Annotated in this window: 13 protein-coding genes and 2 pseudogenes; 6 read left to right on the top strand and 9 right to left on the bottom strand. The window is 70.8% G+C overall.

Going from position 1 to position 20,548, the window contains the following annotated elements:
- Nucleotides 1-88 precede the first annotated feature (88 nt).
- The 3 genes from MKK49_RS18910 to MKK49_RS24715 form a co-directional block, all read right to left on the bottom strand.
- Nucleotides 89-520, bottom strand: coding sequence for a DUF805 domain-containing protein (locus MKK49_RS18910; protein WP_244031231.1), 432 nt, complete (start codon nucleotides 518-520; stop codon nucleotides 89-91).
- A gap of 351 nt (nucleotides 521-871) precedes the next feature.
- Nucleotides 872-3,364: an ATP-dependent helicase HrpB gene (gene hrpB, locus MKK49_RS18915; protein ID WP_244031232.1), complete on the bottom strand. Its 2,493-nt coding sequence runs from the start codon at nucleotides 3,362-3,364 to the stop codon at nucleotides 872-874.
- 85 nt (nucleotides 3,365-3,449) lie between these two features.
- Nucleotides 3,450-5,393: a methyl-accepting chemotaxis protein gene (locus MKK49_RS24715; protein ID WP_313899190.1), complete on the bottom strand. Its 1,944-nt coding sequence runs from the start codon at nucleotides 5,391-5,393 to the stop codon at nucleotides 3,450-3,452.
- 602 nt (nucleotides 5,394-5,995) lie between these two features.
- Between MKK49_RS24715 and MKK49_RS18925 the strand changes: the two genes are divergently transcribed.
- Both MKK49_RS18925 and mutS read left to right on the top strand, forming a co-directional pair.
- Nucleotides 5,996-6,298, top strand: a complete 303-nt coding sequence (locus MKK49_RS18925) for a hypothetical protein (protein ID WP_244031233.1) — start codon at nucleotides 5,996-5,998, stop codon at nucleotides 6,296-6,298.
- A 158-nt stretch (nucleotides 6,299-6,456) separates the two neighbouring features.
- Nucleotides 6,457-9,213 (top strand): DNA mismatch repair protein MutS, encoded by a 2,757-nt coding sequence (mutS, locus tag MKK49_RS18930; RefSeq protein WP_409565100.1) that lies wholly within the window; start codon nucleotides 6,457-6,459, stop codon nucleotides 9,211-9,213.
- Between the two features lie 535 nt (nucleotides 9,214-9,748).
- Here the strand turns inward: mutS and MKK49_RS18935 are convergent.
- Together MKK49_RS18935 and MKK49_RS18940 are read right to left on the bottom strand one after the other, a co-directional pair.
- Nucleotides 9,749-10,198: a response regulator gene (locus MKK49_RS18935; protein WP_244031234.1), complete on the bottom strand. Its 450-nt coding sequence runs from the start codon at nucleotides 10,196-10,198 to the stop codon at nucleotides 9,749-9,751.
- Nucleotides 10,186-11,304 (bottom strand): histidine kinase dimerization/phosphoacceptor domain -containing protein, encoded by a 1,119-nt coding sequence (locus tag MKK49_RS18940; protein WP_244031235.1) that lies wholly within the window; start codon nucleotides 11,302-11,304, stop codon nucleotides 10,186-10,188. The genes MKK49_RS18935 and MKK49_RS18940 overlap by 13 nt, the downstream gene beginning before the upstream one ends.
- A 363-nt stretch (nucleotides 11,305-11,667) precedes the next feature.
- On the opposite strand from MKK49_RS18940, the gene MKK49_RS18945 reads away from it, so the two are divergent.
- Both MKK49_RS18945 and MKK49_RS18950 read left to right on the top strand, forming a co-directional pair.
- The gene (locus tag MKK49_RS18945) at nucleotides 11,668-13,134 is read left to right on the top strand and encodes an AmpG family muropeptide MFS transporter (RefSeq protein ID WP_244031236.1); all 1,467 of its coding nucleotides are present in this window, start codon (nucleotides 11,668-11,670) and stop codon (nucleotides 13,132-13,134) included.
- Nucleotides 13,131-14,069, top strand: a complete 939-nt coding sequence (locus MKK49_RS18950) for an EcsC family protein (RefSeq protein ID WP_244031237.1) — start codon at nucleotides 13,131-13,133, stop codon at nucleotides 14,067-14,069. The genes MKK49_RS18945 and MKK49_RS18950 overlap by 4 nt, the downstream gene beginning before the upstream one ends.
- A gap of 12 nt (nucleotides 14,070-14,081) precedes the next feature.
- On the opposite strand, the gene MKK49_RS18955 is transcribed toward MKK49_RS18950, so the two are convergent.
- Complete coding sequence (locus tag MKK49_RS18955) at nucleotides 14,082-15,470, bottom strand: leucyl aminopeptidase family protein (protein ID WP_409565104.1); 1,389 nt, start codon at nucleotides 15,468-15,470, stop codon at nucleotides 14,082-14,084.
- A 124-nt stretch (nucleotides 15,471-15,594) separates the two neighbouring features.
- Between MKK49_RS18955 and MKK49_RS18960 the strand changes: the two genes are divergently transcribed.
- A complete protein-coding gene (locus tag MKK49_RS18960; protein WP_244031238.1) occupies nucleotides 15,595-16,461 on the top strand; it encodes a tetratricopeptide repeat protein in 867 nt (288 codons plus the stop codon).
- A gap of 189 nt (nucleotides 16,462-16,650) precedes the next feature.
- Here the strand turns inward: MKK49_RS18960 and MKK49_RS18965 are convergent, their stop codons facing one another.
- On the bottom strand, nucleotides 16,651-17,616 hold the full coding sequence (locus MKK49_RS18965) for a helix-turn-helix domain-containing protein (RefSeq protein ID WP_244031239.1): 966 nt from the start codon (nucleotides 17,614-17,616) through the stop codon (nucleotides 16,651-16,653).
- Between the two features lie 279 nt (nucleotides 17,617-17,895).
- Between MKK49_RS18965 and MKK49_RS18970 the strand changes: the two are divergent.
- Nucleotides 17,896-18,429, top strand: a pseudogene (locus MKK49_RS18970) (helix-turn-helix domain-containing protein); the annotation flags it as partial.
- Nucleotides 18,430-18,701: 272 nt separating this feature from the next.
- On the opposite strand, the gene MKK49_RS18975 reads toward MKK49_RS18970, so the two are convergent.
- The gene (locus tag MKK49_RS18975) at nucleotides 18,702-19,376 is read right to left on the bottom strand and encodes a metallophosphoesterase family protein (protein WP_244031240.1); all 675 of its coding nucleotides are present in this window, start codon (nucleotides 19,374-19,376) and stop codon (nucleotides 18,702-18,704) included.
- Nucleotides 19,377-19,648: 272 nt separating this feature from the next.
- Nucleotides 19,649-20,449: pseudogene (locus MKK49_RS18980) on the bottom strand (transglutaminase-like domain-containing protein); the annotation flags it as partial.
- Nucleotides 20,450-20,548: the final 99 nt, after the last annotated feature.

Raw genomic sequence — 20,548 nt, forward strand, 5'->3', positions numbered from 1 at the left:
CCCCTTTCCCCGCAAGCGGGGCGAGGGCCTGCGCGCAGGGCCTTCGCCCGTCCGATGAACGGTGGCGAAGGGGCCGATCCGAGGTCCCTCACTCCTCCGCCGCACCGAAGCGATTGGGGCCGGGCGTGCCCCGCCGCAGGACGGTCTCCAGGAAGAACCACACCGAATAGCCGAGCATGGCCAGCAGCAGGCCGATCACCGGGAGGGGCTGCGTGTCCACGAACCGGTCGAGGGGCGCGAAGCCCAGGGCCTGGGCGAGGACCCAGACGGCGAGCCATCCGGCGGAGCGGTCGCGGTCGTGCAGGCGGCGGGCCGTCGCGGCCAGCGCCACGAGCCCGACCGCGGGAAGGGCCGCGATCGTGAGGATCGCCGCCCAGCGCGCGCCGAGCGAGCCGAGCCAGATGCCGAGGCAGAGCAGGACGGCCCCGGACAGGATCGTCCGCACGATGAACCGACGATAGGCGCCCGCCGACATCCGCCCGCGCGGATCGAAGGCGCCCGCCACGCACCCGAGGGCCATCGAAAGACTCATGCGGTTCCCATTCGATCGCTTCGGATCGCGCTGTCGCGACAGGCCCCCTCTCCTTCCAGGGAGGGCGATCGCAGATGAGTTTTCCCGGCGTTCGAACGGCGAGGCAAAGCGCTTCGAACGGTCGCGACAGGCCCCCTCTCCTGGAAGGAGAGGGCGGGGGTGAGGTGTGTGACTTTTCCGGACAGTCCACGACCCTCACCCCAACCCTCTCCCAAACAGGAGAGGGGGCCCGTCGCGGTTCATCTGCGATCGCCCTGCCGGGACGGAGAGGGGACCCAGGCTTTGTCTCTGCCTCAGGCGGAACGTGCGATCGATCGAGCGGATCGACCAGAACTCGTATCACGTGCCGCGCGGCTTCACCCGCCGGGTCGGCGGCTCGGCGACGGGGTCCTCGGGCCAGGGATGGCGCGGATAGCGCCCGCGCATCTCGGCGCGCACGGCGCTCCACGAGCCGCGCCAGAAACCCGGCAGGTCGCGGGTGATCTGGATCGGCCGCGAGGCCGGGGACAGCAGGTGCAGCACCAGCGGTATCCGCCCGCCCGCGATGGACGGGTGGCGTTCGAGGCCGAACAGCTCCTGCACCCTGACCGCCAGCACCGGACCGCCCTCGGCGGCGTAGTCGAGGGCGATGCGCGAGCCCGTCGGCACCGCGATATGGGTCGGCGCCTCCGCGTCGAGGCGGGCGCGGAGGTCCCACGGCACGAGGGCGTGGAGCGCCCGGCCGAGATCGTCGGGGTGAATCGCGTCCACGTTCAGGCGCCCGACGATCTCGGGGGCGAGCCACGCGTCCACCGTCGCCGTGAGGGCCTCGTCGGACAGGTCGGGCCAGGAGGCGTCCGCCGCGCGCAGGAAGCGCAGGCGGGCGAGCCATTGCGAAAGGGCCGGCGTCCAGGGCAGGGCGGCAAGGCCGATCTCCGCGATGCCCCTGGCCAGGATCGCGGCGGAGTCGGCGTCCGGCGGCACGGGCAGGATGCGCTCGCCGAGGATCATCGGGCCGAGGCGGCGGAGCGCCCGGGCGCGCAGGGCCCGCGCGCCCCGGTCGAACGCCACTTGGGTCGCGGACGCGATGCGCTCGGGAAACAGCGCCTCGATGGCCTCGAGGGAGATCGGCGCGGCGGCGAGGATGCGGGCCTGGGCGGCGGTGCCGGTGATGTCGGCGATGACGAGGAACAGTTCGCGGGCGAGCGCCAGGGCCGGATCGAGGCGCCCGGCGCGGCCATTGGCCATGACGAACTCGCCGTCGCGGCCCCGCGCCCGCGCCACCCGGTCGGGATAGGCCAGCGCCAGGAGGGGACCGGGCGCGGAGAGATCGACGGGGGCTTGCGCGGCGGGCCGCGCCTTCGACGCGAAGGTCTCGGCCTGCCTGGCCCATCCTTGCGCGAGGCGGCGCATGTCCTGCGCGCGGGGACCGCGATCCCGGCCGTAGCGGTCGACCCGGTCGCCGAGGTCGACGGCGTCGCCGCCGAGGCCCCGCTCCACCAGGACGGCGGCGAGATCGGCGGCCGCGCGGGCGCGGCCGTGCGCGGCGGCGGCCACCACCATCCGGGCGAGGCGCGGGGGGAGGGGGAGGGCGCGCAGGGCCTCGCCCATGGGGGTGAGGCGGCCGTCGGCGTCGAGGGCGTCGAGTTCGCGCAGCATGGCGCGGGCTTCCGCGAGCGCGGGGGCGGGCGGGGCATCGAGGAAGGCGAGGGTGGTCGGGTCGGCCACCCCCCAGGCGGCGCAGTCGAGGAGCAGGCCCGCGAGGTCGGCGGCGAGGATCTCGGGGCGCCCGAACGGCTCGAGGGCGTTCGTCGCCGCCTCCGACCACAGGCGGTGGCAGACACCCGGTTCCGTGCGGCCGGCGCGGCCCCGGCGCTGATCGACGGAGGCGCGCGAGGCCCGGGCGGTGACGAGGCGGGTCAGGCCGAGGCCGGGCTCGTAGACCGGCACCCGCGACAGGCCGGAATCGACCACGATGCGCACGCCCTCGATGGTGAGGGAGGTCTCGGCGATGCTGGTGGCGAGCACCACCTTGCGCCGGCCGGGCGTGGCGGGCGCGATGGCGCGGTCCTGCTCGGCCGGCGTCAGGGCGCCGTACAGGGGGGCGATGTCCGTGGTCCCGTCGACCCGTTCGGCGAGCAGGGTCGCGACCCGGCGGATCTCGCCCTGGCCGGGGAGGAAGGCGAGGACCGAGCCCGGATCGGCCCTGAGCGCCCGCAGGATCGCGTCCGCCATCGCGTCCTCGATGCGCCGGTTGGGGTCGCGCTCGATATGGCGGGTCTCGACGGAAAAGGCGCGGCCCTCCGACTCGATCACCGGCGCGTCGGCGAGCAGGCGGGCGACGCGGGCCCCGTCGAGGGTCGCCGACATCACGAGGATGCGCAGGTCCTCGCGCAGGCCGGCTTGTGCATCGAGCGCCAAGGCGAGGCCGAGATCGGCGTCGAGGGAGCGCTCGTGGAACTCGTCGAACAGCACGGCGCCGATGCCGGTGAGTTCGGGATCGTCGAGGATCATCCGGGTGAAGACGCCCTCGGTCACCACCTCGATGCGGGTGCGGGCGGAGATCTTCGAGCCGAGGCGCACGCGCAGGCCCACCGTGTCGCCGACGCGCTCGCCGAGGGTCCGGGCCATGCGCTCGGCCGCGCCCCGGGCGGCGAGGCGGCGCGGTTCGAGCAGGATGATGTTTCGGCCCGCGAGCCATGGCGCGTCGAGCAGGGCGAGGGGGACACGGGTGGTCTTGCCGGCGCCGGGCGGGGCCACGAGGACGCAGGAAGCGCGCGCCGCGAGGGCATCCCCGAGGGCGGGCAGCACCGCTTCGATGGGCAGATCGGGGAGGGGGGGCACGGACGGCATCGCCCATGCTGGTGCCGCGAACCGGGCGTTGCCGCAAGCCGGCGGATCGGACGACCGCGCGAATCGGCCCCGGACGCGCCCCGGTTCAGGCCGCCCGCACGGTGGCGAGGAAGCGTTCGACCTCACCGGCGAGATGCTCGGACTGGCGCGAGAGTTCGGACGCCGCCGACAGCACCTCGCTCGCCGCCGCACCGGTTTCCCCGGCGGCGCGGGCCACACCCACGATGGTGCCGGTCACCGCGCTCGTGCCCATGGACGCCTGGGTGACGTTGGACCCGATCTCACGCGTGACGACCCCCTGTTCCTCGACCGCCGCCGCGATCGCGCTCGCGACCCCGTCGATCTCCCGGATGCGGGCCGCGATGCCGTCGATGGCCGAGACCGCCCGGGTCGTCGAACCTTGCATCCGGCCGATCTGGCCGTTGATCTCCGCGGTGGCGCGGGCCGTCTGGCCGGCCAGTTCCTTCACTTCCGCCGCGACCACGGCGAAGCCCCGTCCCGCCTCTCCGGCGCGGGCCGCCTCGATGGTCGCGTTCAGCGCCAGCAGGTTGGTCTGCCCCGCGATGGCGGCGATGAGGGTCACCACGTCGCCGATCCGCGTCGCCGCGCCGTCGAGGTCCTGCATCAGCCGCGCCGTCTGGGCCGCCTCGCTCACCGCGATTTGCGTCAACGAGGCCGATCCCTGGACCCGGCGGCCGATCTCCTGGACCGACGCGCCCAACGCCCCGGCGGCGGCGGCCACCGAATCGACGTTGGCGGCGGCTTCCTCGGCCGCCGTCGCCACGGTGCCGGATTGCCGGGCCGTCTCGGTCGCCGTGCCGGCCATGCCCTGCGCGGTGGCCTGGAGTTCGGTGGCCGCCGACGCCACGAGGCCGACGATGCCGCTCACCGCGCGCTCGAAGCCATCGGCCATCGCCCGCAGGGCCGCCTTCCGCTCGGCCTCGCCCCGCGTCCGGGCCGCCGCCTGCGCGCGGGTCAGACTGTCGTTCTCGGCCATCTTCGCCTGGAAGATCGCGAAGGCCCGCGAGATGGCCCCGATCTCGTCGCGCCGCTCCAGGCGCGGCACGGTCACGGAAAGGTCGCCCCCGGCCAGTCGCTCCATCGTCCGGAGCGGCCCGGACGTGCGCTGCCCGACCCACCAGGACAGGGACGCGGCGCACAGGATCGTCAGGCCGACGATCGCCCAGAGCAGTTCGGCGAACCGGGCCCGGGACGTCGCGCTCTCGGCCTGCGCCCGCCCGTAATTGGCTTGCCCCGCCCGCTTCACCTCGGCGACGAGCGGCTCCAGGCGCCCGTAGATCGCCGCGAGATCGTCCGCCTCTTCCCTCAGGCTCGAGGCGCCCGCCGAATAGGCGAGGAAGCGGCTCTCATACGCCCTGATCAGGCCCGCGATCTCGGATTTGACGGACGGCGCCAGGGACGAGGCCGGAAGCGCGGTCTCGAACTCCGACACGCGCTCGCGCAGCTCGTCGCCGTATTTGTCCTCGCCGCGCAGCATGAAATCCTTCTCGTGCCGGCGCATCATCAGCATCAGCACGGACAGGCGCGGCTGGTCGAATTCGAAGAGGCGCTGCTCCACGGCGTGCACCGCCGTGCGGAGGCCGTTCTGCAGGCCGTCCCGCTCGGTGAAGCCGAGGGTCCGCTGGGCGGCGGCGACGTTCTGGAACCGGATGGCGTAGATGTTGAGCCCGGCGCGGATCACCTCGGCCTTGCGCAGGGGATCGTCGGCGGGGAGCGACGCGACGAGGCCCTCGACGGCGCCGAGGCGCTCCCCCGCCCGGGTGATCAACGCCTGCCGTTGGGCGATGAGCGCGTCCCGGCGGCGAAGCAGGAACTCGGTCTCGATCTGACGGGCGGCGAGCAGGTCGTCGGCGACGGCGGAAATCTGCTCCTGCAGGTGCAGGCTCGCATCGGCGACCCGCTGGTAATGCGCCTGCATCTGCCCGGCCGCGAACGACACGATTCCGAGGGTCAGCACGCCGCCGACACCGAGCGCGGCGATCTGGAACCGCAGGTCGAACCGGAGCACGGGCAATCTCATAGCGGCGACACATCCCTGAAACCGTCGGAACATTAGACGGGTAACAATTAATATTCCGCTGAAACGCCCCCTCTTGTCCCGATCCCGAAAGCTCAAGGGTCTCGATATCTTGTACAATAGAAGACGATGCGGAGACGAAGAAGACTTTTCACCGAAAAACGCTATCGCCATCCGGTCCTGCCGACGCCGGCAAGCTTTTCCCGTCCCGTCCCGCCGCGCGAAACAGTCCTCGTCAGTCGCGTGTCCGCATTCGCGACCGTCGAGAGCCTTCCGGCCGGTCGCCTTGCTCGGTGGCGACCGTCGATCCGGTGATGTTCCGGGGAAACGACCATCCCGGCGGCCGTATCGGCCCGGCACGCACACGGCCCGCGCCGCGACCAGGGCGGTCCGGGGGCAGCGATCCCGCCCCCGCGCCGCCGGGATTCGGCGGTCAAACCGGGGTGGAGTACTTAATCCCGTTCAGGTTACGAAAATTATCAGTGGTTTCAGGCCGTTGGCGGCGATTCCCGGACGAATTTCCGGGAACGGAATCCGGAGCGGCGACTTGATGCCCCGACGCCCGCCGGGTGCATCGACGAAAGACGAACCGCATGACCAAGATCGCCATTGCCCTCGCCGCCAGCACCCTGCTCGGCGCCTTCGGAATGACCGCCGCCTCCGCTGCCCCGGCCATGCCGGTCGGCGCCCCCATCGTCGCCGGCGATCACTCGGTGGACGAGGCCGCCTACCGTCACCGCCACTACCAGGGCATGCGCCACCGCGGCATGGGCCACGGCCGCCACATGCGCCGCATGCCGGCCTCGCGCATGGGCAGCAACCCGAATTCGCGCAACCCGCAGCAGCCGGGCTTCATGCAGCAGAAGGGCCAGACCACGGGCGGCCCGCGCTACTGAGCTTTTCGCAGGACGCCGACCGTTCAGGTCGGCCGACGGAGGAGGCCGGTGCGCGAGCGCCGGCCTTTTTCGTGGGCGGCCCCCTTGTCCACCCTTCTCCCCAGGGCAGATGGGCGCCCGCGCTGATCAGGCCCGCCCGGGTCTGCTAGGCTGGCGCCATGCAACAGCGCCCCGCCCGCTCCGTGCCGAAGACCGGCTCCGCCCCGTCGGACTACACCACCAGCGCGGCGATTCTCGACACAGCCGGCGCCACGCCGATGATGGCGCAGTACATCGAGATCAAGGCCGCCAACACCGATTGCCTGCTGTTCTACCGGATGGGGGACTTCTACGAGCTGTTCTTCGAGGATGCCGAGATCGCCTCGCGGGCGCTGGGAATCGTCCTGACGAAGCGCGGCAAGCACGGCGGCGCCGACATCCCCATGTGCGGCGTTCCGGTGGAGCGCTCCGACGACTACCTCAGCCGCCTCATCGCGCTCGGCCACCGCGTCGCCGTCTGCGCCCAGACGGAGGACCCGGCGGAGGCCAAGAAGCGCGGGCCGAAATCCGTGGTCCGGCGCGAGGTCGTGCGCCTCGTCACCCCCGGCACCATCACGGAGGACCGGCTCCTCGATCCGGCCCGCGCCAACGTCCTGCTCGCCATCGGCCGGACCAGGGGCGGGACCGGCAAGGGGGAGGCGGATCACGTCTACGGTCTGGCCGCCCTCGACATCTCCACGGGGCGGTTCAATCTGAGCGAGGTGCCGGCCTCTGAGCTCGCCTCGTCCATCGCCCGGCACGAGCCGCGCGAGATCGTCCTGTCGGAGACGATCCACGCCGATCCGGCCCTCGCCCGCCTGTGGCGCGAGATCCCGGCCCCCGTGACGCCGCTGGCCCAGGCCGAGCTCGAGCCGGCAGCGGCCGAGCGGCGGATCAAGGCGCAGTTCGGCGTCTCGACGCTGGACGGATTCGGCCAGTTCGGCCGGGCCGAACTCGCGGCGGCGGGCGCGGCCCTGCTCTACATCGAGCGCACCCAGATCGGCGCGCGCCCGACCCTGTCGCCGCCGACCCGCGAGACCGCCGGGGCGACGCTCGCCATCGACGCGTCGACCAGGGCCAACCTGGAACTCACCCGCACCCTGGCCGGCGAGCGCCGGGGCAGCCTCCTCGACGCCATCGACCGCACGGTGTCGGCGAGCGGGGCGCGGCTGCTGGCCGAGCACCTCGCGGGACCGCTCACCGACCTTTTCGCGATTCAACGGCGGCATGCGGTCGTGGCGTGGCTGGCCGAGCAGGGCGTCTCGCGAAAGGCCTTTCGCGAGATCCTGGCGCGGGCGCCCGACCTCGCCCGCGCCCTGTCGCGCCTCGGCCTCGGGCGCGGCGGTCCGCGCGACCTCGCCGCGCTCCGCGACGGACTCGACGCCGCGCAGGGCTTGGCAGCGCATCTTTCCGCCCTCGATGATCTGCCCGACGACCTCGCCGCCCTGGGCGAGCGCTTGGCGCAGGTCGATGCCGGCCTCGTGGCTCACTTGAGCGCCGCGCTCGCCGACGACCTGCCCCTCAAGCGCACGGATGGCGGCTTCGTCCGCGAGGGCTACGCGCCCGAGATCGACGAGTGCCGCGTGCTCGGCCAGGATTCCCGCAAGGTGATCGCGGCGCTCCAGGCGCGTTACGCCGAGGAGACCGGCTGCCGGACGCTGCGGATCAAGCACAACAACATGCTCGGCTACTACATCGAGGTGCCCCAGGCCGTGGGGGAGGGCTGCCTCAAGGGGGTGATGCGCGAGACCTTCATCCACCGCCAGACCATGGTGGACGCCATGCGCTTCACCAGCGTCGAGCTCGGTGACCTCGAAACCCGCATCTCCGGCGCCTCCGACCGGGGGCTGAGGCTCGAATCGGCGGTGTTCGACGCCCTTTCGGGCGAGGTCCTGGCCGAGGCCGCGGCCATCGCGTCCGTCGCCGACGCCCTGGCCGCCCTCGACGTCGCCGCCTCCCACGCCGATCTCGCCGTGGAGCGCGACTGGCGCCGCCCGGTGGTCGATGACGGCTACGGATTCACCGTCACGGGCGGGCGCCATCCCGTGGTCGAGGTGGCGCTCAAGCTCTCGGGCGCGCCGTTCATCGCCAACGATTGCGACCTGTCGGGGGAGGGGCGCGGCCGCATCCGCCTCATCACCGGCCCGAACATGGGCGGCAAGTCGACGTTCCTGCGCCAGAACGCCCTCATCGCCGTGCTGGCGCAGATCGGCGCCTTCGTGCCGGCGGCGTCGGCCCATCTCGGCCTCGTCGACCGCCTGTTCTCCCGCGTCGGGGCCGCCGACGATCTGGCGCGCGGGCAATCGACCTTCATGGTCGAGATGGTCGAGACCGCCGCGATCCTGAACCAGGCGACGCGGCGCTCCCTCGTGATCCTCGACGAGATCGGGCGCGGCACGGCGACCTTCGACGGCCTGTCCATCGCCTGGGCCTGCCTCGAACACCTGCACGAGAAGAACGCCTGCCGCGCCCTGTTCGCCACCCACTTCCACGAGCTGACGGCGCTGGGCCAGCGCCTGTCGCACCTCGACAACGCCACCCTGAAGGTCGCCGAGCACAAGGGCACGGTGGTGTTCCTGCACGAGGTGGTGCCGGGCGTCGCCGACCGCTCCTACGGGCTCCAGGTCGCGCGCCTCGCCGGCCTGCCGCCGGGCGTCATCGCGCGGGCCGGCGCCATCCTGAAGAACCTCGAGAAACCCGAGCGCGACCGCCCGACCCGCCCGCGCATCGACGACCTGCCGCTCTTCGCCGCCCTCTCGGCGCCGCCGATGGAGGAAGCCCCCCCGGAGCGCGCGGACGGCCTGCGCCGCGTGCTCGACGAGATCGACCCAGACGCGCTCACCCCGCGCGAGGCGCTGGAGGCGCTGTATCGCCTGAAGGCGGCGCGGGACGGGTGAATCTCTGAGTTGTTTTTCTCGTAAGCTATCTTTCAGGTTGCATGCATTGGGTAGCCTGGATATGGGAAATGCGGCCCCCTCATCTCGAAGGGGTGATCGGAATTCGCGAAGAGAGGCCCTCGGCAATGGACAGGGCACTCTTTCGGTCAAAACCCAATTCTCGAACGATTCTCGTTGCGAACGAACGAGCAAAGCTGACTGCCGGATACGTCAACACCATCGCCGGGTCAGTTTTTACAGTTGGCGGCTTGGCACAGATCTTTGCAGTGCTCTATACCAGCACTCAACCTGTGATCCCCGTCTGGGCAATCGTCAGCATTTCGCTGGTTTGCTGGATCGCCAGCGGGGCCCTACATATCTCTGCACGCCGGTATCTCGGGGAGCTGATCGGATGAGCATTCTGGATTTCCTCGCCCTCGCCCTCGTGCCGGCCGCCGCCCTGGCCCTGGGCTACGGTGCCCTCCGCTACGCACGATGGGCCGATCATCGGCCGTAGGCCCGAGCCGAACTCCGAAAACCGGCACCCGGCACGCCCTCAGTGGTGCAGCCGCTCGGACCCGTCGGCGGCCAGCCGAAACCCGTCGAGGCCTTCGAGGCTCGCGGGGTGGCCGGCACGGTGGTCGGCGACGTAGCGCAGGGCCCCGGCCACCACCCGCTCGGAATAGGGCTTGGCGATCACCCCGAGGGCCCCGGCGAAATCGTCCGGGATGCGCTTGGCGTTGGCGGTCATGAACACCACCGTGGTGCGCGGGTCGGCACTGAGCGCCCGCGCCACGGCGACGCCGGTCGGCCCGTCGATGAGGTGGATATCCACCAGGGCGACGTCCGGATGGGTCGCGAGGCCCAGCGCGATGGCCTCCTGCGACGAGCCGGCGACCCCCACGGTGACGTGGCCGAGGTCGTCGAGCAGGCATTCGAGCTCGAGGGCGATGAGGACCTCGTCCTCGACCACGAGGATTCGCAGGGGCGGGATCACGTGGCCCATCGGGGAACCTCGACGTCTGGATCGGGTACGGCCTCGCTGAGGGAGACCGCGTCGAGGGGCACGTTGATCTCGACCCGGGTGCCCGGGGCGGTCTCGCTCCACGCGATGGTGCCGCGCAGCTGGCGCACCACCATCTCGACGAGGGAGCGCCCGAAGCCGGCCGGGTTCGGGACGGTGGCGGACAGGCCGACGCCGTCATCCTCGATGAGCATGTGGAGCGCCCCGTCCCGGCGCCGCGCCGTGATGCTGACCCGGCCGGCCCGGTTGTCCGGGAAGGCGTGGCGCACGGCGTTGGTCGCCAGCTCATGCAGCATCAGGGCCAGGGGCGCCGCCATGGCGGCGGAGACCGCCATGGGATCGATGGCCGCGCTCACGGCCGTGCGCTCGCCGTCGAGGCCGGCCACGAGGTCAGCCAGAAAGTCGTCGGCGAATTCCTGCAGGTTGAACCGGGTCACGTCGCCGGCCGAGTAGAGCATGCGGTGCACCGTCGACAGGGCGCCGATGCGCTCGGCCATGCCGTTGAGGGCCGCGCGGGCCTCGCCCTCGGGGGTGCGCCGCGCCTTGAGCAGCATCAGGGACGAGATCACCTGGAGGTTGTTCTTGACCCGGTGATCGACCTCGTGGAGCAGGGCAGTCTTCTGCTCCAGGGCGGCGCGCAGGTCCGCGGTCTGCTCAGCGACGCGGCGCTCCAGATCGAGGTTGGCGTGCGTCATGGCGACTTCGAGGCTGTGCTTGCCCGTCATGTCGGCCTGCGCCGCGTAGTAGTGGGTGATGGTGCCGGCGGCATCGCGCACGGGCGAGAGGGTCATGCCGTTCCAGAACGACGACCCGTCCTTGCGGTAGTTCACGAGTTCGGCCTCGAAGGTGCGTCCCGCCGCGAGGGCGTCGCGGATGCGCGCCACCGTCTCCCGGTCCGTCAGCGGCCCCTGGAGCATCCGGCAGTCGCGGCCCGCGACCTCGTCCCACGCGTAGCCCGTCATCGCCAGGAACGCCGCATTGGTCCAGACGATGGCATGGTCGCTACCGCGGGCTTCCGTGAGCACCATCGGCGTCGGACTCTCGGCGAAGGCCGAGACAAGGGTCGTGCCCTCGAGCTGCGTCTGCATCGGGGGAAGAAATCGCTTCTGGGACGAAACCTGCGCGTCGGGACTGATCCTGTCGGTCATGGCCGGCTCGAATGGGGCCGAAGGGTTCGGGGATGCATGAGACGGTTCGTCACGTGGGGCATCCCGATTGAGCACGGCGTCGCACCGCCGACGATCGGACTGCACCCTACGGACGGACCGTGGCGCAAGGTCCCGATTGGCAGACGAGCAGTTTGAACGCACCCTGTTAACAAGTTATCGGCCATTTCTGAGGTTGGTCCGGCGGCCGCGGCCGGAGTGGCCGCGCGACCGGGCGGCGGGTCATGGTCGCCATCCGCGACGCTCGTCCGAAGTAAGCGTCGGGCCTGAGAGGAGTTCCATCCCATGGCGACAAGCCGAGTGCGTAGCCGCCCGCGCCTGCGCGATCTCGCCGAGGACCCGCGCATCCCGCTGATGCTGGCACTCGGCTTCTCGTCGGGCCTGCCGCTGCTCCTCGTGCTCGGCACCTTCTCGACGCGGCTCGCCTACTCGGACGTGGACATCAAGGCCATCGGCCTCTTCAGCTACCTCGCGCTACCCTACACCCTGAAGTTCCTGTGGGCGCCGCTCATCGACCGGTTCGACGTGCCGGGGCTGACCCGCCGCCTCGGGCGCCGGCGCGCCTGGATGGTCACGACGCAGGGCGCGGTGGCCGCCGCCCTCGCCCTGATGGCGTTCGCCGACCCCGCGACCAGCCTCGCCCTCCTCGGGCTCGGCGCCTTCCTCCTGGCGTTCTGCGCCGCCACCCAGGACGTGGTCATCGACGGCTGGCGCATCGATGCCGCCGGCACCGACCTCCAGGGCGTGCTCGCCGCGACCTCGAACCTCGGCTACCGCTTCGGCCTGATGTCGGCGGGGGCCGGCGCCCTGTTCGTCGCCGACGCCTACGGCTGGAAGGTGGCCTACCTTGCCATGGCGGCCCTCATGGTCGTCGGGCTCGTGGCCGCCCTGCTGGCCCCCGCCTTCGACCGGACGGGGGACGCGGCCCGCGCGGCGGCGGCCGTCGAGGAAGCCGCCGGGCGTCCGGCCAAGGTCTGGACCTTCAGGGGCGCCGTGCTGGAGCCCCTGGCCGAGCTCCACCGCCGCCTCGGCGTCGGCCTGTGGGCGATCCTCGTCCTCGTGGCGTTCTACCGGATGCCGGACTTCATCTCCGGCGTGATGGCGAGCCCGCTCTACCGCCAGGTCGGCTTCACCCTCACGGAGATCGGCGCGGTCTCGAAGCTCTACGGCATCTGGGTCGGCATCGCCGGCGCCTTCGTCGGCGGCTGGGCGATGACCCGGTTCGGCCTGTTCCCGACCCTCATGGTCGGGGCCTTCCTCGGCGCCGCCTCGAACCTCTCATTCTCGTGGCTGTCCTTCGGCGGGCCGGAGGTGTGGCGCCTGGCGGCGGCGATCTCCATCGACAATTTCTGCGGCTCCTTCGCCGGCATGGCCCTCATCGCCTACATGTCGAGCCTGACCGCACCGGGCTTCGCCGCGACCCAGTACGCCCTGTTCTCCTCGCTCTACGCCCTGCCGGGCAAGCTCGTCGCCGGCACCTCCGGCTACATCGTGGCGGCCTACGGCTACCCGGTGTTCTTCGCCATCACGGCGGCGGTCGGCATCCCCGTGGTGGTGCTGTGCCTGTTCGTCGGGCGGGCCGGCGAGCGCAGCGCCGCGCGGGCGGCCGAGGCCACCGCGACCGCGGCGGTTCTGCCGGATGCAACCGACCCCGACGCGTCCGGCGGGAACCATCCCGGCGGCCCCGGGCTTGCTTCTCCCGACCGCCGCGGCGTTCCGGCGCCCGGCCCAGGCATGAGACCGCAGACGTGAGCAACATTTCCCTCGTCGACACCTCTTCCGACACCGCGCCCGTGCCCGCCGGCGGCGCCGCCCTGAGCGACGCGGACGCCGCCGCCCTGCGCCGGGCCGTGCGCACCCTGGAGAATCCGGGGCTGGCCGCGCGCCTGTCGGCCGCCGCCGGCGCGCCCCTCGACATGATCGGCCGCGCCCTGCCGGAGGCCGTCACCGGCGCGGTGTCGCGCGCCACCGAGAGCGCCATGCACACGGCCCTGCGGGTGGCGCTCGCCACCCTGCCGGAGGCGCAGAAGACCCTGGTGCCCGCCGGCACCGATCTCGTGGAGACCGTCGCGGCCGCACCCGTGAGCACGGCGAGTCGGCTCGGTCGGATGCTGCCGTCGAGCGATTTCGCCCACAAGGCCATGGCGGCCGTCTCGGGCGCCGTGGGCGGCGCCTTCGGCCTCGCGACGCTGGCGGTGGAGCTGCCCCTCTCCACCACCCTGATGCTGCGCTCCATCGCGGGAATCGCCCGCGAGGAGGGCGAGGATCTGGCCGACCCGGAGAACGCGCTCGCCTGCGTGCAGGTGTTCGCGCTGGGCGGACGTGGCAGCGAGACCCCGCTCACCGAGAGCGGCTACTTCGCCGTGCGCGCGGCGCTCGCCAAGACCATGGCGGAGGCGGCGCGCTACGCCGGCAACCGGGCGCTCCTCGACGAGGCGGCCCCTGCGCTCATCCGCTTCTCGGCGCAGATCGCCGCGCGTTTTGGCATCGTCGTCTCGCAGAAGGTGGCGGCGCAGGCGGTGCCGATCCTCGGCGCCGTCGGCGGCGCCGCCGTGAACGCCGCCTTCATGGACCACTTCCAGGCCATGGCCCGGGCGCACTTCACCGTGCGCCGCCTGGAGCGGACCTACGGCGCCGCCCTCGTGCGCACGGCCTACGAGGCCGAGAAGGCCGCGACCGCCGCCTGAGCCGGTGGCGGGTCAGGCCGCCGGATACCGGGCCGCCAGGAGCGCGTGGACGAGGCGCGCGGTCTGGACCTCGCCCCCCTCCGGCCGGCCGGGCTTGGTCGACGGGTTCCAGCCGTAGAGATCGAAATGCACATGCGCCGTCGTCCCGGGGGCGAAGCGGCGCAGGAACAGGGCGGCGGTGATCGCCCCGGCGAAGGGGCCGCCCGGCGCGTTGTTGAGGTCGGCCACCTTCGAGTCGAGCAGGCCCGCATAGGGTGCGTGCAGCGGCAGGCGCCACACGGGATCGGCGACGGCCCGGCCCGCCGCCGTGACGGCCCCGGCGAGATCCTCGTCTTCGGTGAAGAAGGCCGGGAGGTCGGGCCCGAGGGCCACGCGGGCCGCCCCCGTCAGGGTGGCGAAATCGATGAGGAGGTCGGGCTTCTCCGCATCCGCCAGCGCCAGGGCGTCGGCGAGGATGAGGCGGCCCTCCGCGTCGGTGTTGCCGATCTCCACCGTGAGGCCGGCGCGGCTGCGGATCACGTCGCCGGGGCGGAAGGCCGCGCCCGAGATGGAATTCTCCACCGCCGGAATGAGGACGCGCAGGCGCAGCCGGAGACCCGCCCCCATCACCATGTCGGCGGCGGCCAGCGCCGCGGCGGCCCCGCCCATGTCCTTCTTCATCAGCAGCATGCCGGCCGACGGCTTGATGTCGAGGCCGCCCGTGTCGAAGGCCACCCCCTTGCCCACGAGGATGACGCGGGGGGCCGCCGGATCGCCCCAGGCGAGGTCGATGAGGCGGGGGCCACGCGGGGAGGCGGCGCCCACCGCGTGGACCAGGGGAAAGTCCTTCGCGAGGGCGTCGCCCGACACCACCGTGAGGGAGGCGCCGTGTTTCTCGGCGAGGGTGCGGGCCGCCGCCTCGATCTCGGCGGGGCCGAGATCGTTGGCCGGCGTGTTGACGAGGTCGCGCCCCATGGCCACGGCGGCGGCGATGCGCGCCACCGCGTCCGCATCGACGCCTTCGGGGGCGACGAGGCCGGGCAGGGCGGCGCCGGCCGCGCCGGCCGGAACGGCCGCGCGGTAGCGGGTGAAGCGGTAGCTGCCGAGCAGCCACGCGAGGCTCGCCTCGGCGCCGTCGACGGGTCCTTCGAGGCGGTAGGTGCCGGCGGGGAGTGACCCGGGCAGCTTGCCGACGAGCAGCCGGTCCCGGGCCGGTCCCGGTTCGCCGAGGCCGAACAGCACCCGGGCGAGCCCGCCCTCCGGCCCCGGCAGCAGGGCGATGCGCCCGGCCGTCGGCGCGAACTCCGTCGCCCTTGCATAGGCCGCCTCGCGGGACGCGAGGCCGGCCTCGACCGCGGGCCAGTCGGGACCGCCGACGCAGGTGATCGGGATGAGGGGCGTGAAATCCGGCGCGCGGGCGATCAGCTGGGACAGGGCGGGGCTCCTCGGACGCGGCGGCGGGTTAACCGCCGCTTAGGGTTAACGGTCTATCACCGGCCGACCGGTGGCGGGAAGCGCGCCGGCCGTGGGATAGCGGAGTCGCGAGATGGTCAGGCCGCGTTTGGAAGCGTCTCGCAGGGCCCTGCGGTTCGGCGCCGTCGTCGGGCTGGCCGTCCTCGCCAGCGCCTGCAACCGCTCGAGCGGCCCCGAGACCACGGGCTCCATCGGCGGCACGGAGTCTTCCGGCGGCACGAATTCCTTCGCAGGCTTGGGCTTGCCGGGTTTCGGCCGCAAGCCGTCCAACGTGGTGTCCCGCCGCGACGTCGAGGCGCTCGGCGAGCGCTACACCGCCGACCCCGGCGACGTCGCCATGGCCCTGCGCTACGCCCAGGCCCTGCGCGCCACGGGCCAGCGCGCCCAGGCCGTGGCCGTGCTGCAGCAGATCGCCCTGCGCAACCCCAAGAACACCGCCGTGCTCGCCGCCTACGGCAAGAGTCTGGCCGAAGCCGGCCGCTTCGCCGAAGCGGCCGACGTGCTCCAGAACGCCCACACGGCGGCCCAGCCGGACTGGCGCGTGCTCTCGGCGCAGGGGGCGGTGGCCGACCAGCTCGGCGACCATGCCCGCGCCCAGGGACTCTACGAGGCCGCCCTCAAGATCCAGCCCGACGATCCGGTGATCCTGTCCAATCTCGGCCTGTCCTACGCCCTGGCCAAGCGCCTCGACGCGGCCGAGGCGACCCTGCAGCGCGCCGCCGCCCAGCCGCGCGCCGATGCCCGGGTGCGCCAGAACCTCGCCCTGGTCTACGGCCTCAAGGGCAAGTTCTCGGACGCGGAGGCGGTGTCCCGCCAGGACCTGTCCCCCGACGAGGCCGCCGCCAACACGGCGGCCCTGCGCGCCGTCGTCGCCCAGCCGAACACCTGGAAGGCCATCAAGGCGTCGGACGCGAAGGCCAAGCCCGCCGGGCGGGGCTAGTGGGGGAACTCTGACGCTTGGTACCCGCCGCGTGCGTCCGTGATGGGTGGGGAGCGGGCTTTAGCCCTCCGCCCGGAAGCGGATGTTCGGTGTTCGACCCTTCACGGCTGTATCGCGACCCTCGTGCCGCTGCGAAGACGGACGTTTGACTGCGCTGCAGCTTAGGGAATTCTGGACGCGTAGGCGCTGTTACAGATCTCGCATCCTCGACGCATGTCGGTATTCGCTCGGCGTCATTCCGAAGTGTGCCTTGAAGCGGCGGGAGAAGTGCGGTTGGCTTGCGAAACCACACTCATATGCAAGTATACCGATCGATATGTGGCGGCATCCGGGATTCTTCAAATGTCTGGACGCCGCCAGCAGCCGCCGCTGCCAGATCCAGTCGGATATATGCTGTCCGTGATTGTGGAACAGCTGCTGAAGTCGCCGCAGCGAAACGCCAACTGCTGCTGCGAGTAGCGGCGGATCCAGGCTTACGTTGTTGAGATTTGCCTCAACGTACGCTTTGGCGCGTTGGATCACCAAAACTCCTGAAATTGGTCCAGGAACCTCCTTTGCGAGGCGCTCAGCAAGGCTGGCGATGACAAGGTCGATCCCTACCTCAGCCATTCTTTCAGCAGCAGAAGGCGGCAGCCGATCGCCTTCGCGCATAAGGTTGCACAGGAAAGAGCGGGTCAGGGTCGCCACCGGCTGGTGGCTATCGACCGTCAGACCAGCGAAAATTCGGGCTGACCCCAGGACGCCCTCAAGCCGCCTCCGCGGGATTGAGATGGCCACTACTTCGCTGTAACCGTTGTGCTCGTTAGCCCAGGGTGTGTTCGTGTCGCGTATGGCGAAGTCACCGGCCTCGTCAGTGCTCGATCGGTCGTTCTGGTGTGAGCATACGGTGCCGGTCAACACTATGTTTAAGAAGAGCTGATCGGTCTTGTGATTTTCGTTCCGAAGTGTCCGCGGTGTCGTCGAGACTCTAAGATTACTCAACGCGAACCATGTGAAGTCCAAGCCACCAATATTTGCGCCCTTAATAGAGGCGTTGAAGGGCTCATCGTCGAGGCAACTTTGATTCAGCGAGACAATTCGATCTTCGCAAATATCTTTCCCATGGCGAAACCGATTTTTCGGTAGCACCCCGTCTGTCGAGAAAATGGTTTGCATTGCAACTTTTAGTTTAGATCCGATATTAGGGTACAGATGCACGAATACTGCATTGCAGCAATTTGCACAAGTGCCTATGTCACGTCCGTATCTTAGACTATGTATTATTTATGCTTCTATTTAAATTACCTTATTTACCCATGCGATATATACAGAAGACACTTAAACTTGTACGGCAGCGAACAATGATTGGCGTTCGCAGGACAGCAGAAGAATTTGCGCTCTCATACCAAGCCTCGTTGATAAGGACTCACACTGAGTAGCGGTACGGAGCGGGCTGTGATTCAGTCCTCGGGTTTGAAGCCTGAGGAGGATGCGATGGCTGCTCCTGTGCCGCTGCGGTCGGATTTCGATGCGCAAGCCTTGCGTGCTTTGGCCAGGGGTTCGCGCGATCCGGCCCAGACCCGCCGCCTTTTGGCGCTGTCGGCGATCTCGGCGGGCGGGTTGCGTTCGGACGCGGCCGAGATCGGCGGGGTCGGGTTGCAGACGGTGCGCGACTGGGTGGTGGCCTTCAACTCGGACGGTCCGGACGGACTGATCGACGGTAAGGCCCCCGGTGCCCGCCCGCGCCTGAACGCCGATCAGCGCGAGGTCCTCAAGGGGCTCGTCGAACGGGAGCCGACGCCCGCCGCCCACGGCGTGGTGCGCTGGCGCTTGTGCGACTTGGCGCAGATCTTGGCGCAGATCCTGTGCGAGGATCACAGGGTGTCGGTTTCTGAGCAGACCTTGAGCCGGGTCTTGCGGGCGATGGGGTATCGCAAACTCTCGGCTCGACCGCGCCATCAGGCCCAGGGCCGCGCGGCCTATCTGGCAAGGGTGTGGCGTAATGACTGGCCGAGAGTTCTCGGGGCACGACCAGAGCAATATGTTTTCCACCCGACCCGGATGTAGATCATCCTCCACCAAGCTGCCCCGAAGCGGACCCTCTGAGGGTCTGTGTAGGGTCGCAAGCGGACGGGACCAAGCGTTGGATTTGGATCACTCGAACGAGCGGAGCCGCCGTCCTGTCCCGGACGCCTGAAGCGCAGCGGACGGGGATCCGGGACTTCGCGCTGCACCCGTCCGGGGCAGGCGACGGCGCGGACTCACCCCTCCGCGGCCACCTGCAACATGTCCACCGGCCCGTCCTGCGCGTCCGAAAACACGCCGGCCGTGAGGGTGCCGCCGAAGACGCAGGCGGTGTCGAGGTTGGTCCGGTGCCGGCGCAGGTCGGGCCGGCCGGTCAGTTGCGGCGTGTGGCCGTGGACGACGTGGCGGCCGAAATCGTAATCCGCGGACAGGAACGGCTCGCGAATCCACAGGCGGGTCGGCACGTCCGGGTCGATGCCGGGCCGGCCGGGGCGGAAGCCGGCATGGACGTAGTAGCGCCGCGCATCCTCCCAGACCGTCGGCAGGGCCGACATCCAGTTCAGCACGTCGTGGGGCAGGGCCTGCGGGTCGCGGGTGCCGTAGGATTTGAGGGTCGCCACCCCGCCGTTCTCGAGCCAGGGCGCGGTGCCGAAGCCATCGCGGTAGGCCGTCAGCATTAGGCTCTCGTGGTTGCCCATGAGGCAGGTGACGGCGTCGGGCTCGGCGGTCTGGAGGGCGCGCAAGGTCGCGACGACGCCGGCACTGTCGGGGCCGCGATCGATGGCATCGCCGAGGAAGACGAGGCGGCGCGGGGCGCCGGCCCGGTGGGTGTCGATGGCGGCCAGGAGTCGCCGCAGGGCCTCGGCGCATCCGTGGATGTCGCCGATGGCGTAGGTCAGGCCGGTGGACATCGCGCCGTCGCGCCGGCCGGTCAGGCGACCTTCGTCAGGCCGGCGGCCGTTTTCGGGGCCGTCTGCGTCTCGGACGCCTTGGGACTCTCGGGCGTCTTCTGCGCCTCGGACGCCTTGGGACTCCCGGGCGACTCCGCCACGGCAGCGCCGGGCGGAACGGCGGCTTTCTCCACCGCACGGGCCGGCGCGGCGGCCTTCGGCTTGTCCACCTGTCCGGGGACCGCGGCGGCCTGCTCTTTCGTGAGGATCGGCGTCGGCTTCTGGCCCGCCTCCAGAACCTCGTCCGTGTGCACGTCGAAGCGGATCAGCAGGGCCGTGGCGAAGCTCGTCGAGATCGCCACATCCGTGGCGTCGCGGCCCCGGGCGATGACGATGCGGCCGATGCGGCGGCGGTTGTTGCGCGCGTCGAAGGTGTGCCAGGCGCCGCCGAGATAGACCTCGAACCACGCCGAGAAGTCCGGCGGCGGCACCACGGGCACGCCGATATCGCCGAGGTAGCCCGTGCAGTAGCGCGCCGGGATGTTGAGGCAGCGGCAGAACGCGACGGCGAGATGCGCGTAGTCGCGGCAGACGCCGCGCTGCTGGGTGTAGGCGTCGTAGGCCGAGCGGGTGGCGTCGGCGTCCTGATAGTTGAACTTGATGTGTTGATTGACGAAGTCGCACACGGCCTGGACCCGGGCCCAGCCCTCCGGCCCGGCCCCGAACAGCTCCCAGGCGATGTTCGAGAGCTTGTCGGTGTCGCAGTAGCGGCTGCCGAGGAGGAACCGCATGGCCTCGTCGGGCAAGTCCTGCACCGGATGCTGGACCGCGTCCGGCACCACCGGGTCGAGCTCGCCGGAATCGTGGACGAGGAAGTCCGTCGCCACGGTGATGCGGCCGGCGGGCGCCAGGATGCGGGTGGTGACGTTGCCGAAGGCGTCGCGGTACTGGTGCGCGTCCACCGGCGGATCGAACGTCATCACCTCCGGCGTGAGGATGTCCGCCGCCCGCGAGGGATGGACGCTCAGGAGGAACATCATCGGAGTCGGCTGGAACGTCTCGTACGTGATGGCATAACCGGTCCGGATCTTCATGATGGCGGCTATGCTCCAGTGCAAGCCCAAGCTGGACCTGTCGAAATCGGGGATAAAACAGACAACGCCCGCAACAGATCGTCGTTGCACCGAAGCCTA

It is taken from the genome of Methylobacterium sp. J-090 (genome assembly GCF_022829345.1).
In the GTDB taxonomy this organism is placed as follows: domain Bacteria; phylum Pseudomonadota; class Alphaproteobacteria; order Rhizobiales; family Beijerinckiaceae; genus Methylobacterium.

What these genes read in the sequence shown, in the direction of transcription:
- MKK49_RS18925 (WP_244031233.1), top strand. Translation starts at nt 5,996, where the DNA reads ATGACCAAGATCGCCATTGCCCTCGCCGCCAGCACCCTGCTCGGCGCC.
- MKK49_RS18960 (WP_244031238.1), top strand. Translation starts at nt 15,595, where the DNA reads ATGGTCAGGCCGCGTTTGGAAGCGTCTCGCAGGGCCCTGCGGTTCGGC.
- MKK49_RS18940 (WP_244031235.1), bottom strand. Translation starts at nt 11,304, where the DNA reads ATGCAGACGCAGCTCGAGGGCACGACCCTTGTCTCGGCCTTCGCCGAG.
- MKK49_RS18975 (WP_244031240.1), bottom strand. Translation starts at nt 19,376, where the DNA reads ATGTCCACCGGCCTGACCTACGCCATCGGCGACATCCACGGATGCGCC.
- hrpB (WP_244031232.1), bottom strand. Translation starts at nt 3,364, where the DNA reads ATGCCGTCCGTGCCCCCCCTCCCCGATCTGCCCATCGAAGCGGTGCTG.
- mutS (WP_409565100.1), top strand. Translation starts at nt 6,457, where the DNA reads ATGCAACAGCGCCCCGCCCGCTCCGTGCCGAAGACCGGCTCCGCCCCG.
- MKK49_RS18935 (WP_244031234.1), bottom strand. Translation starts at nt 10,198, where the DNA reads ATGGGCCACGTGATCCCGCCCCTGCGAATCCTCGTGGTCGAGGACGAG.
- MKK49_RS18945 (WP_244031236.1), top strand. Translation starts at nt 11,668, where the DNA reads ATGGCGACAAGCCGAGTGCGTAGCCGCCCGCGCCTGCGCGATCTCGCC.
- MKK49_RS18965 (WP_244031239.1), bottom strand. Translation starts at nt 17,616, where the DNA reads ATGCAAACCATTTTCTCGACAGACGGGGTGCTACCGAAAAATCGGTTT.
- MKK49_RS18910 (WP_244031231.1), bottom strand. Translation starts at nt 520, where the DNA reads ATGGCCCTCGGGTGCGTGGCGGGCGCCTTCGATCCGCGCGGGCGGATG.